This is a genomic window from Qipengyuania seohaensis (assembly GCF_002795865.1).
Classification (GTDB): domain Bacteria; phylum Pseudomonadota; class Alphaproteobacteria; order Sphingomonadales; family Sphingomonadaceae; genus Qipengyuania; species Qipengyuania seohaensis.
Map to the genome: position 1 here is coordinate 2,729,302 of NZ_CP024920.1, position 20,308 is coordinate 2,749,609.

General features: G+C 59.9%; 16 protein-coding genes. 10 read left to right on the forward strand and 6 right to left on the reverse strand.

The features are described 5' to 3' along the window. Positions 1–56: 56 nt before the first annotated feature. On the reverse strand, positions 57–1,364 hold the full coding sequence (locus CVE41_RS13505; protein ID WP_100261119.1) for an FAD-dependent oxidoreductase: 1,308 nt from the start codon (positions 1,362–1,364) through the stop codon (positions 57–59). A 183-nt stretch (positions 1,365–1,547) separates the two neighbouring features. Between CVE41_RS13505 and CVE41_RS13510 the strand changes: the two genes are divergently transcribed. The 4 genes from CVE41_RS13510 to CVE41_RS13525 all read left to right on the forward strand — a co-directional run bounded on the left by CVE41_RS13510 (position 1,548) and on the right by CVE41_RS13525 (position 8,949). Further along, positions 1,548–3,773, forward strand: coding sequence for an EAL domain-containing protein (locus CVE41_RS13510; protein WP_100261120.1), 2,226 nt, complete (start codon positions 1,548–1,550; stop codon positions 3,771–3,773). Between the two features lie 99 nt (positions 3,774–3,872). Beyond that, a complete protein-coding gene (locus tag CVE41_RS13515; RefSeq protein ID WP_232725712.1) occupies positions 3,873–6,050 on the forward strand; it encodes an EAL domain-containing protein in 2,178 nt (725 codons plus the stop codon). Positions 6,051–6,114: 64 nt separating this feature from the next. Continuing rightward, on the forward strand, positions 6,115–7,932 hold the full coding sequence (gene lepA, locus CVE41_RS13520) for a translation elongation factor 4 (protein ID WP_100261122.1): 1,818 nt from the start codon (positions 6,115–6,117) through the stop codon (positions 7,930–7,932). 75 nt (positions 7,933–8,007) lie between these two features. Beyond that, complete coding sequence (locus tag CVE41_RS13525) at positions 8,008–8,949, forward strand: HNH endonuclease (RefSeq protein WP_232725865.1); 942 nt, start codon at positions 8,008–8,010, stop codon at positions 8,947–8,949. Here the strand turns inward: CVE41_RS13525 and CVE41_RS13530 are convergent. From CVE41_RS13530 to CVE41_RS13550, 5 genes are all read right to left on the reverse strand, one after another. Next, a complete protein-coding gene (locus tag CVE41_RS13530) occupies positions 8,946–9,338 on the reverse strand; it encodes a very short patch repair endonuclease (RefSeq protein WP_332835730.1) in 393 nt (130 codons plus the stop codon). The genes CVE41_RS13525 and CVE41_RS13530 overlap by 4 nt on opposite strands. Positions 9,339–9,374: 36 nt before the next feature. Further along, a complete protein-coding gene (gene dcm / locus CVE41_RS13535) occupies positions 9,375–10,418 on the reverse strand; it encodes a DNA (cytosine-5-)-methyltransferase (protein WP_100261125.1) in 1,044 nt (347 codons plus the stop codon). A 102-nt stretch (positions 10,419–10,520) separates the two neighbouring features. Further along, the gene (locus tag CVE41_RS13540) at positions 10,521–11,339 is read right to left on the reverse strand and encodes a hypothetical protein (protein ID WP_100261126.1); all 819 of its coding nucleotides are present in this window, start codon (positions 11,337–11,339) and stop codon (positions 10,521–10,523) included. Positions 11,340–11,408: 69 nt separating this feature from the next. After that, positions 11,409–12,674: a glutamate-5-semialdehyde dehydrogenase gene (locus CVE41_RS13545; protein ID WP_100261127.1), complete on the reverse strand. Its 1,266-nt coding sequence runs from the start codon at positions 12,672–12,674 to the stop codon at positions 11,409–11,411. Between the two features lie 46 nt (positions 12,675–12,720). Beyond that, positions 12,721–13,608, reverse strand: coding sequence for a pyrroline-5-carboxylate reductase family protein (locus CVE41_RS13550; RefSeq protein ID WP_100261128.1), 888 nt, complete (start codon positions 13,606–13,608; stop codon positions 12,721–12,723). A 109-nt stretch (positions 13,609–13,717) separates the two neighbouring features. Between CVE41_RS13550 and proB the strand changes: the two genes are divergently transcribed. The 6 genes from proB (at position 13,718) to recN (ending at position 20,213) form a co-directional block, all read left to right on the forward strand. Then, on the forward strand, positions 13,718–14,866 hold the full coding sequence (gene proB / locus CVE41_RS13555) for a glutamate 5-kinase (protein ID WP_100261129.1): 1,149 nt from the start codon (positions 13,718–13,720) through the stop codon (positions 14,864–14,866). Between the two features lie 75 nt (positions 14,867–14,941). After that, entirely contained in the window at positions 14,942–15,745 is an 804-nt protein-coding gene (locus tag CVE41_RS13560) for an outer membrane protein assembly factor BamD (protein WP_100261130.1), read from the forward strand. 298 nt (positions 15,746–16,043) lie between these two features. Beyond that, positions 16,044–16,217, forward strand: a complete 174-nt coding sequence (locus CVE41_RS13565) for a YdcH family protein (RefSeq protein ID WP_100261131.1) — start codon at positions 16,044–16,046, stop codon at positions 16,215–16,217. A gap of 88 nt (positions 16,218–16,305) precedes the next feature. Beyond that, positions 16,306–17,496: a Na+/H+ antiporter NhaA gene (nhaA, locus tag CVE41_RS13570; RefSeq protein ID WP_100261132.1), complete on the forward strand. Its 1,191-nt coding sequence runs from the start codon at positions 16,306–16,308 to the stop codon at positions 17,494–17,496. After that, on the forward strand, positions 17,496–18,515 hold the full coding sequence (locus CVE41_RS13575) for a TerC family protein (protein WP_100261133.1): 1,020 nt from the start codon (positions 17,496–17,498) through the stop codon (positions 18,513–18,515). The genes nhaA and CVE41_RS13575 overlap by 1 nt, the downstream gene beginning before the upstream one ends. Positions 18,516–18,548: 33 nt before the next feature. Next, positions 18,549–20,213, forward strand: a complete 1,665-nt coding sequence (recN, locus tag CVE41_RS13580) for a DNA repair protein RecN (protein ID WP_100261134.1) — start codon at positions 18,549–18,551, stop codon at positions 20,211–20,213. Positions 20,214–20,308 lie beyond the last annotated feature (95 nt).

Consider the following 20,308-nt stretch of genomic DNA (forward strand, 5'->3'; position numbering starts at 1 on the left):
CTTTTGTCTTTGTTCTTGCTACTATTCCAATGCGGCGCCACGCGCCAGTGTTCCGCTTAATTACGGGCGGCGATCATGCTTGCGATGTCGACGAACTTTTCACGGGGCGCGCCTGCGCGCGCTGCGGCGGTTTCCGCTTCCTCGATCTTTTGCCAATCCCGGAAAGTGACAACGTCGAGACCTCGTTCGCGGGCCAATTCGTCGAAGCCTTCGCGCCCGCGCTTGCGCCCACCCTGGCCGATATCCTCGGCCACTTTCTCGATAACGCCGTATCCATCCGGTCGGTTCGTGCCGATGGTCCCGGTAGGCCCTCTCTTCGCCCAACCCACGCAGTAGAGGCCGGTAAGGATGCGGCCCTCGTCATTGGCGAAACGTCCCTGTCTTTCATCAAACGGGACGCCTTCGATAGCGGACGAGCGGTAACCGATGCAGGTCACCGCCACATCCGCTCGCACGATGTAGGTTTCACCGGTTCCCACCGCGCGGCCCTTGTCGATGACCGTACGCTCCACCTCTACGCCATTAAGCCTGCCGTCTTCAGTCAAAAACCGGAGCGGGTTGGCGAAAAAATCGAATTCGATCGCGATAGTCTTCTCGCCGTGAATGCTTTCGGGGATCGCTGCGAAGTCGCGTAGCAGGGTAACCGATTTGCGCAGGCCCGGCTCAAGGATGGCATCATCGCCTTCAGGGGGCAGGTCATCGCCCTCGACATGGGGACTGGCGCGTTCGAGGTGCATCAGTTCGCCAAGTTCCTTCGGCGTCATCATGATCTGGTGCGGCCCGCGCCGTCCGAGGATCGTGATCGTTTCAAGCTTTGAACTGCGCAGTATCGAGAGAGCATGCTCGACGATGTCCGAACCAGCGAGTTCGTCCTCGGTTTTCGAAAGGATACGCGCCACGTCTAGCGCGACATTGCCCATGCCGATCACGACCGCATGTCGCCTGGACAAGTCGGGGTCTATCTCGGCAAATTCGGGATGGCCGTTGTACCAGCCAACAAATGCAGCACTGCCGAAAATGTTCGAAGCATCCTCGCCCTCCAGCCCAAGCGATCGATCTTCCGGTGCGCCGGTGGCAAAAATGATCGCGTCGTAAAGCTCCTGCAGTTCAGGCACCGAAACGTCCTCGCCAACCGTGACATTGCCTACGAAACGAACGTTCTCGCTAAGAGCCGTTTTCTCGTATCGACGCGCTACGCCCTTGATCGACTGGTGATCCGGGGCAACGCCAGTGCGGATGAGGCCGTATGGTACGGGAAGTTTGTCGAAGACGTCGATGCGCGCCTCGTCCTCCCACTGCTTTCCGGCTGCTTCGGCGGTGTAATATCCGGCCGGGCCCGACCCGATGATGGCGATATGTCGCATTGGCGGCTCTCTCCCCCGCAAGTCCGAGCGAGACAATGCCTTCAGGGAAGACGGGACGCAAGCATCCTTGAGGAGCGCCGAGAACCCCCAGCCCCGATGGTTATGCATTGGGTAACGATTTGCCGCTAGCAGAGCACGTCAACCGCGTGGAAAACGCGGAAGCAAGGATAATCGGGTTAAGATATGAGTGGATTTTTCTCGAAGCGGAGCAAGAAGCCTTCAAGAGCGAAGGTTGCAGCGAACGAAAACCAGGGCGAGGGCATCGATGCTCCCAAGGCGTTCTCGCGCATCCAGATGCTCGACAGCTTCGAGAATGCCGGCCTCGGGTGGTTCTGGGCGACCGATTCCGAGAACCGTATCATCTACCTGTCTCCCTCTGCTGTTGCGCAGGTCGGACTGACCAAGAAGGAGGCGATTGGACGGCCGATCGCAGAATTCTTCAATCAAGATGAAGAGCACGTTCGTGAAGGCCGCCCGCTCAAGTTCCTTGTCAGCGCACGCAATTCGATTAGCCACCATCCGGTCAAAGTCGTGGCGAGCGAGCACGACAATCCGCAATACTGGGAGCTAACCGGAGTTCCCCAGTACGATGACGAGAAGAATTTCATCGGCTATCGCGGCAGCGCGAAAGACGTAACTGCCAGCCGCGCATCGCGCATCGATGCAGAGCGAATGGCGCAGTATGATTCCCTTACCGGGCTCGCCAACAGGCACCGCATGACCAAGCGCCTGACCTCCACGCTGAAGGCTTTTCATGCATCGCAGCGCAATTGCGCACTCCTGATGCTAGATCTCGATCGCTTCAAGCAGGTCAATGATACGCACGGCCATCCCGCAGGCGACGAGCTGCTCAAGCAAGTTGCCAACCGGATCGAGCGCATCGTCGGAAACAAAGGCGAAATCGGGCGTCTTGGCGGTGACGAATTCCAGATCATGTTGCAGGACATGGACGACCGCGCCGAACTGGGCGAACTGGCAGATCGTCTCATCAAGATGATTTCCCAGCCGTACCAGCTCGCCAACGCCCGCGTGTCTATCGGAACCTCTGTCGGTATCGCGGTGTCGCCGTTCGACGGGGTCGAGCCGGACGAGTTGGTGAAGGCTGCGGACCTTGCGCTCTATGGAGCGAAGAACAAGGGCAAGGGCTGCTATCGATTTTACAACGTGGATATGCGCGATGGCGCACAGACCCGAAACCAGATCGAGATGGACCTCCGCCGCGCGATGGAAGACGGCGAATTGAGGATGTATTACCAGCCGATCGTCAGTGCGAAAGATCACAATCTGAAATGCCTCGAGGCATTGATGCGCTGGGAGCATCCGGAGCGCGGGTTCATTCCTCCCTCGCAGTTCATCCCGGTTGCCGAAGAAATCGGCCTGATCAACGAACTGGGCGATTGGGCATTGCGCCAGGTTTGCCAGGAAGCGGCCAATTGGCCGTTCGAACTGCGGGTTGCGGTGAACGTTTCAGCCATTCAGTTTGCGCAGGACAATTTCCCTGAAAAGGTAAAGGAAGCGCTGCGTGAAGCGCGCATGCCTGCAGGAAGGCTAGAGCTCGAAATCACCGAAAGCGTGTTTGTCGGCGATGCGGGCAGGACGCAGGAAATGTTCGAGGATCTCAAGCGGATAGGTGTACGCCTTGCTCTCGACGATTTCGGAACGGGCTATTCTTCGCTCAGCTATCTGCAGAAGGCTCCGTTCGACAAGATCAAGATCGATCAGGCTTTTGTCCGGGGCGCCACAGAAAAGGGCAACAACAATCCGGCCATCATGTCGGCCATTGTCAGCCTGGCGGAATCGCTTGGCATGGAGACCGTCGCTGAAGGAGTGGAAACCAAGGACGAACTAACCCTGGTGGAAGAACGCGGCGCAAGCCACATCCAGGGCTTCATCTTCTCCCCGGCGATCAGTCACGAGGAACTGCTCGAGCGTCTCGAAAGCAAGGAATTGAAGTACGAGGCGCGCGGACCTGAACGGTTCCGTGCCGAGCGCAAGAGCGTATTCCGCCGTGTCGGGCTGATCCATGAGGATCATCGCTATCACGTGACCATGCGCGACTTGTCCAAGACCGGTGCGCGGGTCGAGGGATTGCTCAATGTGCCGATTGGGACACCGGTTGTGCTCGATCTCGGCGGCGGGCAGTTGGCGGTTGCAGTCGTCAGGCGCTCCGAGGAATACACCCAGGGACTGGAATTCGAGACCCCGCTTATCAGCGATGGTGCAGATGGCCTCTGCACACGACACCGCGTCTCGCCCTATGAAATCGCGTCGGCGTCGAATGCCCCTCTCGCCAGCCTTCCGGAAGACCCATACGCTTTGCTTATGGCCGAGAACGCCGCGAACGGTACTCGCAAGCAATTTCTCGAGGTCGACACCAGCAAGAATTCGCGCAGCCGCAAGGCTGGCTAATTGCTGTTTTGAGAACGGCGTTAGGCTAAAAATAACCATTCTGATCTAGACCGAACCCTGCAAGTTCAATGTAGTCGAGGTCTACCCGCTATGGGGGCCATGCCCTTTTCCAACCTGTTCTCGTCTCGTGGCGATACCGTTGCGCCTGAAATCCGGCAAGGTATGAGCCCAGACGAGAAGCTGCGGATCGTCGACGAAATCGAGAATAGCGGTACCCTTGGATTTTGGGCGACCGACCGAAACGGTAATATCGTCTACCTGTCCCCCTCGATCGCGAAGCGGCTTGGCGCGCTGCCGGAAGAACTCCTCGGCACACCGCTTCAGCAGGTTCTGATCCCTGTAGAAGGTGAAACGGACGGCAGATCGCTTGGTCTCAAACTCAACACCCGCAAGTCATTTTCCAACTTGTCTGCGCAGGCTCAGGCCCGCGACAACGATGCCGTACTCAGCCTGTCTGGCCGGGCGCTCTACGACGAAAAGACGGAGTTCGCCGGTTTTCGCGGCAGCGTCATAGACATTACCGAAGATTTCCGAGCGGAGGCCGAAGCCAACCGTCTGGCAAAGTTCGATTCCCTGACCGGGCTCGCCAACAGGCACCGGATGGAGCAGCGGATCGACTCAACGCTCAAGACCTTCTGTGCAGCAGAGCGCACAGCCGCGCTCATGATGCTCGATCTGGACCGATTCAAGCAGGTCAACGATACGCTGGGTCACGCAGCCGGCGACCAGCTGCTTCAGCAGGTCGCAGACCGGCTGAGTAGCGCAGTCGGAGGACGGGGCGAAATCGGCCGCCTTGGCGGTGACGAATTCCAGGTCCTTATCCCGGACATGGACGACCGCGGCGAGCTTGGTGAGATCGCGAAGAAGATAATCCAGATGCTCTCGCAGCCCTATTCCGTCGAGGAGGGACGCTGCACGATCGGGTGTTCGGTCGGCATTGCGATCGCGCCATACGATGGTTTGGAGCGCGATGAACTGACGCGCGCTGCCGATCTCGCGCTGTATGCTTCGAAGAACGGGGGGCGCGGTCAATTTCGGTTCTATGGTGCAGACCTTGAGCACGAAGCAAACCTGCGCAAGCGGATGGAGGACGATCTTTCCGCTGCCATCGAAGCTGGCGACTTTGCCCTCGAATACCAACCCGTGGTCGACCTCGCCAGCAACACTGTTGTGGGCCTGGAAGCGAAATATACCTGGGAGGACGAAGACCGAGGACGGGTCGCGCCAGAGACTTTCCTCCCGATTGCCGAAGGCAGCCGCCTGATCGTGCCGATTGGCGAATGGGCCTTGCGCAGGGCGTGCGAGGATGCGGTCCAGTGGCCAGGCGCTCTTCGCCTTTCCATGAATATCTCCCCGGTCCAGTTCGAAACCAATGGGTTTGCCGAACTGGTCGAGAGAATTCTCGAGGAAACCGATCTCGACCCGACACGGCTCGAACTGGAACTTAATGAAAGCGTCCTCCTCGGAGATGCTTCCAAGGTCGATGCCACGCTTGGACATCTCTTCAAGTTGGGTGTGCGCTTGACGCTCGACCAGTATGGATCCGGACGATCATCGCTCGCTTATCTGCGCCGTGCGCCATTCAATACGCTCAAGATCGGGGGCAATTTTTTCGAGCCTATGCTCGGGAACGAGCTGGGTGACATGGAACTCGTGCGCGCAGTGGTCGCACTGGCGAATGCCCTCGGCATGGAGACCGCGGCTTCGGGCGTACACGCGCTCAAGCTTATGGAAGAGCTGAGGCATCTAGGCGTCGGCCAGGTCCAGGGCTTCGTATATTCCGATGCTGTCAGCCATGCCCAGGTGATCGAGGAAATCGAGAAGGGTGAGTGGATCATCGAGCCGACCGATCAGGGTAGCCAGCGTGCCAACCGTCGTACGGTTTATCGGCGGATCGGCGTCATCCATGAGGATCACTACTACGATGTGACCCTGCGCAACCTCTCGCGTTCGGGCGCAATGATCGAAGGTCTGGAAGATGTGCCTGTCGGGACCATGTTCGTCCTCGATTTCGGTGGAGGGCAGCTAGCTGTCTGTACGGTCCGCCGAACGATGGATGATACCCAGGGCCTGGAATTCGAGCAGGAGCTGGTCGATGATGGAGCCGGCGGCTTGTGTACGAGAAACCGCGTCAGTCCGTATGAACTTGCAGCTGCAGGCGCACCTCTCGAAGCATTGCCGGCCGGCAAGTATGCCATGGCTGCTCAGTCGCAGGCACCGTCGAGCTATCCGAAATTCAAGGTGTCGCAAAGCGCTGCGAGTCCGAGCCAGAACTGACGAGAGAGCCGGACAAGCAATTCCGGCTGACAGGTCTTCAAAGCGCGGCTAAAGGGCGGTCGCAATGACTGACCTTTCCAAGATCCGCAATTTTTCCATCATCGCGCACATCGACCATGGCAAGTCCACGCTGGCCGACCGGTTGATCCAGCATTGCGGCGGGCTGACCGATCGCGAGATGTCCGAGCAAGTCCTTGATAACATGGACATCGAGAAGGAGCGCGGCATCACCATCAAGGCGCAGACCGTGCGCCTCAACTACACCGCCAAGGATGGCGAGACCTATGAGCTCAACCTCATGGACACGCCCGGCCATGTCGACTTCGCCTACGAGGTCTCCCGCAGCCTCGCCGCCTGCGAAGGCGCGCTCCTCGTCGTGGACGCGGCTCAAGGCGTAGAAGCCCAGACCCTCGCCAACGTCTACCAGTCGATCGAGCACGACCACGAGATCGTCCCCGTCATCAACAAGATCGACCTCCCCGCCGCCGAGCCCGACAAGGTCCGCGCGGAAATCGAGGAAGTCATCGGCCTCGACGCATCGGACGCCGTCCTCACATCCGCCAAGTCCGGCATCGGCATCGAGGAAACGCTCGAGGCGCTCGTCGCCCGTATTCCTCCGCCCAGCGGCGACCGCGACGCACCCTTGAAGGCCATGCTGGTCGATTCCTGGTACGACCCCTACCTCGGCGTCGTGATCCTCGTGCGCGTGATCGACGGGGTCATCAAGAAGGGCCTCAACGTCAAGTTCATGCAGGGCGGCACGCAGCACCTGATCGACCGCGTCGGCTGCTTCACCCCCAAGCGCACCGACCTGCCCGAACTCGGCCCGGGCGAAATCGGCTTCATCACTGCGCAGATCAAGGAAGTCGAACAGGCCCGCGTCGGCGACACCATCACCACGGTGAAGGGCGGGGCGGTAAAGGCGCTTGCCGGCTACAAGGAAGTGCAGCCCGTGGTCTTCTGCGGCCTCTTCCCGGTCGACGCTGCCGAGTTCGAGAAACTGCGCGAAAGCATCGGCAAGCTGCGCCTCAACGACGCCAGCTTCAGCTACGAGATGGAAAGCTCCGCCGCGCTGGGCTTCGGCTTCCGCGCCGGCTTCCTCGGCCTGCTGCACCTGGAGATCATCCAGGAACGCCTCAGCCGCGAATACGACCTCGACCTCATCACCACTGCCCCGTCTGTGGTTTACCGCGTGCACCTCGCCCATACGAAGAACGAGGACGCCGCCGTGGTCGACATCCACAACCCCGCCGACTGGCCGGACGTGAACCGGATCGACGCGGTGGAGGAACCGTGGATCAAGGCGGTGATCTATACCCCCGACGAATATCTCGGCGCCATCCTCAAGCTGTGCCAGGACCGCCGCGGCATCCAGACCGACCTCACATACGTCGGCGGCCGCGCACAGGTGAGCTACGAGCTGCCGCTGAACGAAGTGGTGTTCGACTTCTACGACCGCCTGAAATCGATCAGCCGCGGCTATGCCAGCTTCGATTACGAACAGATCGGCCTTCGCGAAGGCGACCTCGTGAAGATGAACATCCTCGTCAATAACGAGCCGGTCGACGCCCTATCGCTGATCGTCCACCGCTCCGTTGCGGAAGAGCGCGGCCGCGGCATGTGCGAGCGCCTGAAAGACCTCATCCCGCGCCACCTGTTCAAGATCCCGATCCAGGCCGCGATCGGCGGCAAGATCATCGCCCGCGAAACCATCGCTGCGCTCCGCAAGGACGTGACCGCCAAATGCTATGGCGGCGACATCAGCCGCAAGAAAAAGCTGCTGGAAAAGCAGAAGAAGGGCAAGGCCCGGATGCGCGAGTACGGGAACGTGAGCATCCCGCAGGAGGCGTTTATCGCTGCGCTGCGGATGGGGGAGGAGTAGGGGCCTAATATGCCTGTAGACGACATCAAATTGCTTCGATAACCCATTCGATCTTAATGATCTCAGTTGGATATTGTGATGGAATTTGATGCGCCGATCTATAAAGTGTTAGCACACAATGACACTGGGCAAGCGGCAGGCCACCAAGGCGGCTTCGTGCTGCCGAAGGATTTGGAAGATTACTTCCCATTATTAAGAAACTCGACAAGTCCCTCCAATCCTACTGTCGACGTTCCAATCACCGCTGACCTTTTTGTTGGCAGCCTATTCATCGCGACAGTTGGAACGCGCTATCAATATCAGACATGGGGCGGCGAGCGCTCGCCCGAGCGGCGAATAACGAGCGGAATTTCAGAGTTACGCAACCTTGCTGAAAAAGATGACATTCTCGTAATAGAGCGCGGTGTAGATCGTGATGATCATTACCGCTTCACTTTGATTAAAAAAAATATGAGTGATTACGAGGGCCTGAGATCTTCGTTTGGCGGCAGTCGCTGGGGACCGTTGCGGCAGGGTGAGTTGCCGGCCTCTGAAGACGTCGTAGATGAAACAATCGAACAACTCGAAGACGTAGCAAGTAAAGAGTTCGCTCTTTTTGACAGCGAGGCTGGGCATCAGGAGAGCCGAATTAGGCGCGTTGCTCGCAGTAGGGCATTTCAAAGGATTGTGCGACGCTCATATTACGATGAATGCGCCATTTGTAAGCTCGGACTGAGGCATCCTGATGGTCGGTCCGAGCTTGAAGCTGGACATATTGTCTCGCGTTCGTTGAAAGGCAGCGATGACATTCGGAATGGGCTATTGTTCTGCAAGAGTCATCACTGGGCGTTTGATGCTGGGCTGATGGGATTGAATGACGATTATACGATCCTAGTGCCCGATGTGGTCGCACAGATTGATCGAAACAGTTCGCTAGTTTCATATGCTGATCAGACGATCAGCCTCCCAGAATCCGAGCACCATTTGCCATCACTTGAGGCATTGGCCTGGCATCGTGAGCATATCCTAGTATCCTAAACCTGCGCACTTCTCAGCCAGCGAGCGACTTCATCCATTCGAGTTGCGAATGCATCGGATGTGGATCGAGTTTCACATTCCCAGATCACTATTGACCGAACGCCCTGCGTTTCCAGATTGATGAGATTTCGCTGATCTCTCTTCCGGTTGGCCATAAGCTTTTCCTCCCAAAACTCGGTGTTGGTTTTGGGCAGTTTAAAAAGTCTGCAATCATGAGCATGCCAGAAGCATCCATGGACAAAAACGGCGCTCTTGAACTTCGGGAAATAGAGGTCGGGCTTTCCCGCGAGGTCAGTTCGATGCAACCTGAATCGAAAGCCACGATCATGCAGGGCACGTCGAACAAGCAATTCCGGCTTTGTGTTCTTGGCTCGAATGCCAGCCATCATCTGGCTGCGTTTGGATGGTGAAACTATATCTGCCACTCAGGCGGCCTGCGAAGACACCCTCTTTTGAGCCAACGCTGCATAGAGATGTGATTTCATTGCTTGAGCTATGAATTCGACAACCGGCACTACGACTGCGTTGCCAAATTGACGATAGGCTTGCGTATCAGAAACGTCTTTTGGGATGATCCATTTCCGCTCACCATATTCAAAGCCCATGAGGCGGGCGCACTCTTGAGGGGTAAGCCGCCGGGGCCTCGATCCGTTTTGCGCCACCAGAATCTCAGAGCCATCTTTGTAATAACGGGCTGAAAGCGTTCTCGCGACATCGCTTGGTCCACAGAGGCCAAAGCCAAATCCATTCCCTTTCGCTTCATGTTTGGCTCGGTAATCCTGAAGATACTGCCATAAGCGTGGCGTCAGTGTGTACTTCGGATCGACAGTTTCGTTCGGCTCCAGAATTTCACCGAGGGTTGGATTGGTCTCAGGAAGGGTCAGCTTCTCGAAATCAAATGACGTCGCTCCCTTGAAGCCGACGATAAAAATTCGCTCCCGCTTTTGCGGGACCCACGGATGGCTTGAGATAACACGGGCTTGAACGTTGTATCCCAGTTCGTTCTCCAAAACATGCATGATTGTTTTGAAGGTTCTGCCCTTGTCATGCCGTTCTAGATTTTTGACGTTCTCCAATACGAAGGCAGTGGGCTGGTGGTGCTTGATGATTTTCGCGGTATCGAAAAACAGAGTGCCTTGCGTATCGTCAAGGAAGCCGTGGGGGCGACCAAGTGAGTTCTTCTTTGAAACCCCTGCGATGGAAAATGGCTGACATGGGAACCCAGCCAGAAGAACGTCAAATTCTGGAATTAGGCTTGGATCAGCCGAGAAAGGCTCAATGTCTTCACCAAGTTCGTGATTGTCTCGAAAATTCGCTTGGTACGTCCTCCGCGCATACTTATCACGCTCAGAAGTAAACACGCAGTGGCCGCCAATATTATTGAATCCTACACGCAAACCGCCGATACCAGCAAAGAGATCGATAAATCTGAAATGGGACAATCTGGCCTCCGAAACGCTCTCACCCATTGATGAAACATTAGTGGAACACCCGCAACCCTAAGGTAGGGAAAATGGTCGGAAATGGTGCAATTTTCCCCGGCTTGTCGGATCCCGCTTGCCTTAACTACTTCAATCCCACCCATCATCCTTGAGCGTCCGCTTGCGCGGGTGTTCCTCTTGCTGCGGCTCCGGGGGGCGCTTTTGCCAATGGGGCGGGGGTAAGGGGATGGAGTCCTCGGCGCGGTGCGTGGCGGGATCGTCGGGGGCGGTGCGCTTCGCGTAGTGGGGGTGGTCCGGGTCGTCCTGGGCGCGGTAGCCGTTTGCTTCGTCCTCTGCCCGGATGCGCTTGTATTCCTGCCATGCGGCCCAGGCGCGGGGGCTGTGGTTGCGCTCCATCAGGGCCAGCGTGTCCTGCACCTTGCGCTCGATACTGGCGCGCACCTCTGCCGGAGTGACGCGGGCCTGCTCGGCCTCCCATTCCTTGCGCCACTCCTTCTTCTTGCGTTTCAGGTCCATCTTGCCGATCGCGTTCATCGCCTTGGCTCTGCCTTCGGCAAACCGCTCGGGCGCGCGGTTTCTCAGCATGAACATCAGCAGGCGGTCGTTGTAGACCATGCGCGTGCCGACGAGCTTGCCGTAGGAATAGACCGGCTGTTCCACCCCGTTGAGCGCGCGGTCCATGGCGACGTCCTCGATCCGCTTCATGCCGAAATCGAGCGCGGCCTCCCACGCGGCGGCGAATTCCTCGGCCCCGGGCTGGCGGCGCAAGTTGTAGGCGCCGTGGGTGGACCGGTTCACCGCGCGGCAGGCGGAGGCGACGCTGCCGGTATCGGCCAGCGCCTCGATGAAGGCGCGCTGGACATGCGGTTTCCACCCGTTGCTGCGGTCCTTCAGGCGCGGGACGGGGGTGAAGTCGGGGAGGCGGGTAGGGGGTTTGGTGTCGGACACGGCGGCTCTCCCATGCGAAAAGGGCCGGGGAATGCCCCGACCCTTCGCAGTAGGAAAATGAAATAGGATTTAGGGCCGCGTCTGACCGTCGCCGTGGACGAGGTATTTGAAGCTGCACAGCTGTTCGAGGCCGACGGGGCCGCGGGCGTGCATCTTGCCGGTGGCGATGCCGATTTCCGCGCCCATGCCGAATTCCCCGCCGTCGGAGAACTGGGTGGAGGCGTTGTGCATGACCACCGCGCTGTCGACCGAGGTGAGGAACTGGCGGGCAGCGTCCGCGTCTTCGGTCAGGATTGCGTCGGTGTGGTGGCTGGAGTGGTCCTCGACCCAGGCGATGCCTTCCTTGAGGCCGTCGACGATCTTCACGCTGGCGATCGGATCGAGATATTCGGTGCTCCAGTCTTCGTCGCTGGCGGGCTTGAGCCGGTCGTCGATCGCAACCGCTTCCGCGTCGCCGCGCAGTTCGCAGTCTGCCGCCATGGCGTCGGCGATCCTGGGCACGACCTGGTCGGCGATGGCGCGGTCGATCACGATGCTCTCCGTCGCCCCGCAGATGCCGGTGCGGCGCAGCTTGGCGTTGCGGATGACCTTCACGGCCTTGTCGACGTCTGCCGCCGCGTGGACATAGGAGTGGCAGTTGCCGTCGAGGTGGAGGAGGGTGGGCACGCTCGCCTGGTCGCGGACCAGCTCGACGAGGCCGCGGCCTCCGCGCGGGATCACGAGGTCGACGAATTCATCGGCCTTGAGCAGCGCGGCGACCGCAGCGCGGTCTGTCGTCTGGACGGTCTGGACGGCGTCCTTGGGCAAGTCTGCCGCTTCGAGGCCCTTTTGCATCGCTTCCACGATGACGCGGGTCGAATGGCGGCTTTCGCTGCCGCCGCGCAGGATGATGGCATTGCCGCTCTTGAGGCACAGGGCAGAAGCGTCCGCGCCCACGTTCGGGCGGCTTTCGTAGATCATGCCGATCACGCCGATCGGCACGGCAACGCGCTCGATGCTGAGGCCGTTGGGGCGTTCGAAGGTGGCGAGCTTGCGGCCGACAGGGTCGGGCAGCTCGGCAATTTCTTCCAGCGCCTTGGCCATGCCTTCGATGCGGTCTTCGGTGAGGCGAAGGCGGTCGATGAAGCTTTCCGGCTTCTTGCCTTCCACGCTGGCGACGTCCTTGCCGTTCGCATCGAGCAGCTCATGCGTCGCATCGCGCAGCGCCTTGGCGGCTTCGCGAAGCGCAGTGTTCTTCGCCTCGGTGCTAGCGGATACCAGGCCGCGGGCTGCCCTGCGGGCGCGCTGGCCGAGGTCGTGGATATGGATCTGCGGGTCGAGTGTCTGGTCGGTCATGATGTCTCTTCTATCAAATTATTGTGGCAGGCGGGAGGCAGCGCGTTCAGCGCAGCTCGACCGCCCGGTCGTAACAAGCCTGCAAGGTGGCGCGCAGGCGTTCGGTAAGGCCGCCATCGCCGTTGAGCGCGTTGAGGCCGGCGGCGGTGGTCCCGCCCTTGCTGGTCACGCTGTTGCGAAGTTCTTCCAACGAAAGCGCGCCGGGTTCTGCGGCCATATCGATCGCGCCGCCCATGGTGCCGAGCACCATTTCGCGCGCCTGTTCTTCGGTAAAGCCGTGCTCCATCGCCACTTCGACATAGGCGCGGGCGATTTCGAACACGTAACCCGGGCCGGAGCCAGCGACGGCGGTGACACGGTCCAGCTGTTCTTCGGTTTCGACGGTGACCGTGATCCCTGCGCGGGCCATGAATTCCTGCGCGTGGGTGAGGTGCTGTTCATTCGCTTCGGGAGAGGCGAATATGCCGCTTACGCCGCGTCCGATGGCGGCGGGCAGATTGGGCATGACGCGGACAACCGGTGCATCATGCATCGCCGCAGACAGGCGTGCTGACGTATAGCCTGCCGCAATCGAGATCACGTAGCCGCCCGGCGCGAGGTGTTCGACATAGTCCGGCATCACGTCGTCGATCATCTGGGGCTTCACGGCCACGATCACACAGTCGAAGAGTTCGCCTTCCAGCGCAGCCCGGTCCGACACCAGCCTGGCGCCTCCGGGCACGCTTTGCTGACCCGGATCGACCACCGTGATCGATTCCGGTCCCTTGGACCATTGCTCCAACAAAGCGGATCCCATCTTTCCGCATCCGACTATGAGGACTGTATTTATAATAGTATCTTGCCGTTTCTGCGCCGGTGGCGCGTTTGTATAAGTAATAAATTCTTGAAAGAACTTTGAATAGGTTTCCACAGCGCCGTATAATTGTTCGAGCATATTACTTTTCACTTCATCCACCGGAATTTCTTCAAAATCCTATTGTGCGTTGCACCATAACCATCTATATAGGTTTCCGAAAATTTCAAGGTTGAATAACTTTTACATTATGACAAAATCCAAGACCATCGTTGTTAAAATCGGCTCCGCGCTGCTGGCAAATCAGGAATTGCTTACCCCCCGTTATGGTTTCCTTCAGCGCTTGATGGAGGATATCACGCACCTGCGATCAGACGGATGGAACGTGATCGTTTGCTCCTCCGGTTCCGTCGCGCTCGGCCTGCGCATCATCGGTGAAACTCCCGAGAGCGCCGGTGTCTCCGACAAGCAGGCCGCTGCCGCCTGCGGAATGCCGCTACTTCTCAATGCCTACAAGCAGGTCGGACACGAGTTCGGCTTCGACATTGCACAGGTACTCCTGACGCTGGGCGATTTCGAAGATCACCGTCGCTTCCTCAACACGCGCAATACGGTCCATCGCCTGCTGCAATCGGGCATCATGCCGATCGTGAACGAGAACGACACGATCACGACCGAGGAAATCCGCGTCGGCGACAACGATCGCCTCGCGGCCAAGGTTGCGCAAATGGTGGGCGCGACCGATTTCGTCATCCTTACAGGCGTGGACGGTCTTTACGACCGCAATCCCGATGATCCGGACGCGCAGTTCGTGGCCGAAGTCCACGATGTGAACGAATACATGGACGCGACCAAGGGCAAGAGCACGCTTGGAACGGGCGGCATGGCCACAAAACTCCAGGCCGCCAACATGGCTCAGGAAGCCGGTGTCACGACCTGGATCGCGCAGGGCGAAGTCGATCGTCCGCTCTCGCGCGTGCTCGACGGCACGGGCCGCGCCACGCGGGTGGTGCCTAATCCCGATCCGCTTTCGGGTTGGGACAGCTGGATTGCCAACCGTCTGCAGATGGCCGGAAGCCTGGTCGTTACCGAAGCTGTCGCTTCGAGCCTTGCGAACGGTGACCGCCCGATCCGTCGCTCCGACGTGATTTCCGCAGACGGCGATTTTACGCGCGGCGATGTCCTGCACATCTATGACAGCAAGGGTATCGAGCGTGCGCGCGGCCTGTCCGACTTCACTTCGGAAGAGCTTCGCGTGATGATCAACAACCCGGAAACCGATGCCGAACAGCTGCTCGGCTATCGCACCAAGGGCGAGATTATCCGCAGCAACAATCTCGTGGCTCTCGATACGCGCCACCTGCTGTGGGATGCGCCTGCCGCCCTGAGCGACGGCTGACTTTTCATTTATCCGGTGGGTTAGGCGCGAACTTCACTTGGCGTTCAGCGGGGGGCTGGTTATAGGCTCGCCACCATGACGACCCAATCGCGTTTCGCTCGCAAGCTCGCCCTAGGCGCCCTCGTCGGTGCCACCCTTGTAACTGCCGGCTGTGCAAGCCGCGGCGGGGGCGGGGCGGAAGACACCGCTTACATCGCACGCGACGTCGAAACGCTGTATGCAGAAGCGAAGGAGCGGCTCGACCGCAACCAGCCCAAGCTGGCCGCCGCGCTGTTCGACGAAGTGGAACGTCAGCACCCCTATTCGCCTTGGGCCCGCCGTGCACAGCTGATGAGCGCTTTCAGCTATTACGTCGCGCAGGACTACAACAAGACGATTACGACCGCGCAGCGCTTCCTTTCGATCCATCCGGGTAACAAGGACGCGCCTTATGCCTATTACCTGATCGGTCTGAGCTATTACGAGCAGATCAGCGATATCCAGCGCGATCAGAAGGTGACCGAACAGGCTCTCACCGCGCTGCGCGAAGTCGATCGCCGTTTCCCGCAGTCGGAGTACGCGGCCGACGCGCGCCTCAAGGTCGACCTGGTTCGCGATCATCTCGCGGGCAAGGAAATGGAGATCGGCCGCTATTACCAGCGTTCGGGCAAATGGATCGCGGCGCAGATCCGGTTCCAGAACGTGGTCGAAAACTTCCAGACCACCAGCCATGCTCCCGAAGCGCTTTATCGCCTCACCGAATCCAGCCTCGCGCTCGGCATTCCCAACGAGGCTGTGAAGTATGCAGCCGTTCTGGGTGCCAACTATCCGGGCAACGAATGGTACGAGAAGGCATACGAACTGGTGCAGGACCACGCTGCCGGCGTCAGCGCCAGCTGAAGCGGGTCAATCCCGGCATCGAAAAGGGCGCCATGGAAACGCGGCGCCTTTTTTCTTGCCTGAAATCGGGATCTTATGGATCCCGCGCAAAAAATTCTCCGAAACCTTGAAACCAGATCGATCCGGTCGCATTTAGTTACTGCGGACCGGGCCCCTCTGGCGTGCACGAGAAAGTGCACGTGATGTCGGACCGCATCGGACAACCGATGCGTGCTGGCAGGCCCTTTCCCCTCCCCCTCCCAGCCTCCCAGCGCCATCGGGTGTCCGATCGACATAAGCCTCGATCACGGAGACTACGATGACGGCCCGTACTTACAGACTGACGCAAATCCACCAGCGGATCGACGAGCGCTTGCGCCTCGAATTGCGCAAACGCGCACCCGACGGGATGGAGATTTCTCGTCTGAAGAAGATGAAATTGCGCGCGAAAGACGCGCTCTATCGCATGGCCAAGCGCGCCAAGCCTGCCTGACGGCAGCAAAGGGGGCCGTCGCCGCACATCCATCCCCCATGTGCAGGCGGCGGCTGCCCATCCATTTCCAGAAATACCGGAGTAAACCATGGTCAAAGCCATCGCCCCCATGTTGCGCGACTTCCTGCAAAAGGAATCTGCAGGCGGTATCGTCCTGATCTTTGCGGCGCTGCTGGCCTTGGCGGTTGCCAATTCGCCCTTGCTATCCGCCTATCAGGATGGGCTCGCGACTCCGGTGGTGTTCGGCGTTGGCGGCTTCGTCATCGACAAGCCATTGCTCCTGTGGATCAACGACGGCCTGATGGCCGTTTTCTTCTTCCTCGTCGGCCTCGAGGTGAAGCGCGAGATTTTCGAAGGCCAGTTGTCGAGCTGGGACAAGGCCTCGCTCCCGCTCATCGCCGCAATCGGCGGGATGGCGATCCCGGCTGTCATCTTCCTGGCGCTCAATGAGAACTCGCCTGAAAGCATCAATGGCTGGGCCATTCCGGCTGCGACCGATATCGCGTTTGCGCTCGGTATCCTCTCGCTGCTCGGCTCGCGCGTTCCTGTCGCGCTCAAGGCGCTGCTACTGGCCATTGCAGTGATCGACGACATCGGTGCGATTGCGATCATTGCGCTTTTCTATTCGGGCGAACTGGACACCGGCATGCTCGGCCTTGCCGCGATCGTGTTCGTCGCGATGCTGGCGATCGGACGGGCCAAGGTCCAGTCCACCATCCCCTATATTCTCCTTGCCATCCTGATGTGGGCCTTCGTCCTCAAATCGGGCGTCCACGCAACGCTTGCAGGCGTCGCTGCCGCAATGACGGTGCCGCTCGATACAAAGAGCGATCACGGGCCGCTCGAGACGATGGAGCATGCACTCCACCCGTGGGTGGCGTTCCTCGTGATCCCGATTTTCGGCTTTGCCAATGCGGGTGTCACCTTGTTCGGCCTGTCGCCTTCCGCGCTGCTCGAACCGTTGCCCCTGGGCATCGCGCTCGGCCTGCTGATCGGCAAGCAGATCGGCATCTTCGGCTTTGCATTTGCGGCCGTGAAACTGGGGCTGGCGAACCTACCGGAAGAGGTGAACTGGGCGCAGGTCCATGCCATGAGCCTGCTTGCCGCGATCGGTTTCACGATGAGCCTCTTTATCGGCAATCTGGCCTTCGCATCGCCGGAGCAGATCGACGCGGTGAAGATCGGCGTGCTGTCCGGCTCGACCATTGCGGCGCTGGCCGGCTATCTCCTCCTCAAGCGCGCACTGCCCAAGGCAGGCGCTAGCGAAAGCATCGCGTGATGGATTTTCTCTTCGCCGACTGGCTGGGAACGCCGACCTGGTTCTGGATGGCGTTCATGGCCATCGTGATCGTGCTGACCGCGTTCGACCTTGGCGTGCTTCACAAGGAGGACAAGGAACTCGGCATCGCCGAAAGCCTCAAGCTTTCCGTATTCTATATCGGGGTCGCACTGCTGTTCGGCGCCTGGGTGTGGCTGGAACGCGGGCCGACCGCAGGGATGGAATATTACACCGGCTTCTTCATCGAAAAGGCGCTGTCGATCGACAACGTCTTCGTGATCAGCCTCATCTTCACCTATTTCGCGATCCCTGCGAAATATCAGTACCGCGCGCTGTTGTGGGGCATCATGGCGGTAATCGTGCTGCGCGGCATGATGATCGCGGGCGGGGCGGCGCTGCTGGCAGAGGCTTACTGGGTGCTCTACCTGTTTGCAGCCTTCCTGATCGTCACCGGCATCAAGATGTTCTTTGCCGGGGACGAGGCGATGGACGTCGGCAAGAACCCCATTATCCGCTGGATCAGCACGCATATGCGCGTGACGAAGGAGCTGCATGCCCAGCGCTTCTTCGTGAAGGTCGAGGATGAAAAGACGGGCCGCATGGTGCGCGCGGCAACGCCCCTGTTCCTGGCGCTGGTCGTAATCAACCTCGCCGATCTCGTCTTCGCGCTCGATAGCGTGCCGGCGATCTTCGCGATCACGACCGACACATTTATCGTCTATACGTCGAACATCTTCGCGATCCTTGGCCTTCGCGCACTGTATTTCGCGCTCGCGGCGATGATCCACCGCTTCCACTACCTCAAATACGCCCTGGCGGCGGTGCTGGTGTTCATCGGAAGCAAGATCTTCGTCACGGACTTCCTGCTGGATGGCGGCAAGATGCCCGCGTGGATCAGCCTCGGGGTGACCTTTGGCCTCATCGCGGCCGGCGTGCTCTACTCGCTGTGGAAGACACGCGGGCACGAGGAAAAGGACTGGCCTGCCGAAGCTGTTGCTAACGGAACAAAGGGTGGATGACGCGGGGCTTCGGGTGGGCTAGGAGTTCTTCCGATGCTCACCCGGCTGGCCATCCGCAATATCGTGCTGATCGAAGCGCTCGACCTCGAATTCGGGCGCGGCCTCGGTGTGCTTACGGGCGAGACCGGGGCCGGCAAGTCGATCCTGCTGGATTCGCTGGGCCTCGTGCTCGGCAACCGTGCCGATAGCGGCCTGGTACGCGGCGGCGAGGAAAAGGCCAGCGTCAGCGCCAGTTTCGAATTCGCATCCCTGCCGGATGCGCTCGGCGAATTGCTCGATGATGCCGATATCGAAATCGAGGAGGGCGAACCGCTCATCATCCGTCGCCAGCTGAAAGCCGACGGCAAGAGCAAGGCGTTCGTCAATGACCAGCCCGTCAGTGTCGGCCTGCTGCGCGAAATGGCGGGGCACCTCGTCGAGCTGCACGGCCAACACGACGATCGCGGCCTCGTTAACCCGCGCGGGCACCGCGCCTTGCTGGACCGCTTCGCCGGCGGCGAGACAGCGAAGGTGGAGCAGGCCTGGTCCACCTGGCGCGATGCCGAGGATAAGCTGGCCGAAGCGCGCGGCAAGCTGGAACAGGCGAAACTCGACCAGGACCTGCTGCTGGCCCATCTTTCCGAACTGACCGCACTCGAACCGCAGGCAGGCGAAGAAGCTCGCCTCGCCGAAACGCGCGCCGCGATGCAAAAGGGCGAGAAACTGTCCGACGACCTCGAGGAACTGCGCCACCTGTGGGAAGGCTCTGACTCGCCGCTTGCATCGATGCGGGTTGCGGCGCGTCGTCTCGACCGCATTGCGCCGGAACACCCTTTGCTGGCCGAAGCGCTTGCCGCGCTCGATCGCGCTGTGATCGAGGCAGGCGAGGCGGAGGACAAGCTGCAGGCTGCGGCCGAAGCGCTCGAACACGACCCGCAAGCGCTCGACGCTGCCGAAACCCGCCTGTTCGAATTGCGTGCAATCGCCCGCAAGCATCGCTGCGAGGTGGACGAACTACCCGAAAAGATGCGCGAGATGCGCAGCCAGCTCGACTCGATCGAAGGGGGCGAGGCCGAGCTGGACGCGCTGGAGCAGGCGGCCAAGACCGCTGGCGCGCGGTATGCGGCAGAGGCAGAGGCGCTCCATGCCAACCGCGTCGCTGCGGCGATGCGTCTGGACGAGGCGGTCGCACGCGAACTCGCGCCGCTCAAGCTGGACGCCGCGCGGTTCAAGACGGCGGTGGCTGCGCTCCCGGAAGAGCGCTGGGGCCCGCACGGCATGGACAGCGTCGAATTCCTCATCGCCACCAATCCGGGTGCCGATTTCGCGCCGCTCAACAAGATCGCCAGTGGCGGCGAACTGTCGCGCTTCATCCTTTCGCTCAAGGTCGCGCTCGCCGAACAGGGCGGGGCGGCGACAGTGATTTTCGACGAGATCGACCGCGGCGTGGGCGGCGCGGTGGCAAGCGCGATCGGAGAACGTCTCGCACGTCTGGCAAGCGACGGACAGCTGCTGGCCGTAACGCATTCCCCGCAGGTCGCGGCGCGCGGCGGCATGCATTACATGATCGCCAAGAGCTCCGAAGGCACGGTCACCAAGACCAGCGTGACCAAGCTCGACGAAGCAGGCCGGCAGGAAGAGATAGCCCGAATGCTTTCCGGCGCTGAAATTACGCCTGAGGCGCGGGCGCAGGCGGACAGGTTGTTGGAGAGTGTGTGACCAATAGAGCGAGAAGCCTGCTTCACATCAGGTCGGCACGCGTTGCCGTCGGCTTCTTTATCCTGCTTTGGTCGTTGGGCATGGTGTGGATGGGA

Bases quoted from the DNA above. Each gene is read 5' to 3' on its own strand.
- dcm (WP_100261125.1), bottom strand. From the start codon at position 10,418: ATGGGTGAGAGCGTTTCGGAGGCCAGATTGTCCCATTTCAGATTTATC.
- CVE41_RS13545 (WP_100261127.1), bottom strand. From the start codon at position 12,674: ATGACCGACCAGACACTCGACCCGCAGATCCATATCCACGACCTCGGC.
- CVE41_RS13505 (WP_100261119.1), bottom strand. From the start codon at position 1,364: ATGCGACATATCGCCATCATCGGGTCGGGCCCGGCCGGATATTACACC.
- CVE41_RS13565 (WP_100261131.1), top strand. From the start codon at position 16,044: ATGACGGCCCGTACTTACAGACTGACGCAAATCCACCAGCGGATCGAC.
- CVE41_RS13575 (WP_100261133.1), top strand. From the start codon at position 17,496: ATGGATTTTCTCTTCGCCGACTGGCTGGGAACGCCGACCTGGTTCTGG.
- nhaA (WP_100261132.1), top strand. From the start codon at position 16,306: ATGGTCAAAGCCATCGCCCCCATGTTGCGCGACTTCCTGCAAAAGGAA.
- CVE41_RS13530 (WP_332835730.1), bottom strand. From the start codon at position 9,338: ATGATGGCTGGCATTCGAGCCAAGAACACAAAGCCGGAATTGCTTGTT.
- CVE41_RS13560 (WP_100261130.1), top strand. From the start codon at position 14,942: ATGACGACCCAATCGCGTTTCGCTCGCAAGCTCGCCCTAGGCGCCCTC.
- lepA (WP_100261122.1), top strand. From the start codon at position 6,115: ATGACTGACCTTTCCAAGATCCGCAATTTTTCCATCATCGCGCACATC.
- proB (WP_100261129.1), top strand. From the start codon at position 13,718: ATGACAAAATCCAAGACCATCGTTGTTAAAATCGGCTCCGCGCTGCTG.
- CVE41_RS13550 (WP_100261128.1), bottom strand. From the start codon at position 13,608: ATGCTCGAACAATTATACGGCGCTGTGGAAACCTATTCAAAGTTCTTT.
- CVE41_RS13515 (WP_232725712.1), top strand. From the start codon at position 3,873: ATGCCCTTTTCCAACCTGTTCTCGTCTCGTGGCGATACCGTTGCGCCT.
- recN (WP_100261134.1), top strand. From the start codon at position 18,549: ATGCTCACCCGGCTGGCCATCCGCAATATCGTGCTGATCGAAGCGCTC.
- CVE41_RS13510 (WP_100261120.1), top strand. From the start codon at position 1,548: ATGAGTGGATTTTTCTCGAAGCGGAGCAAGAAGCCTTCAAGAGCGAAG.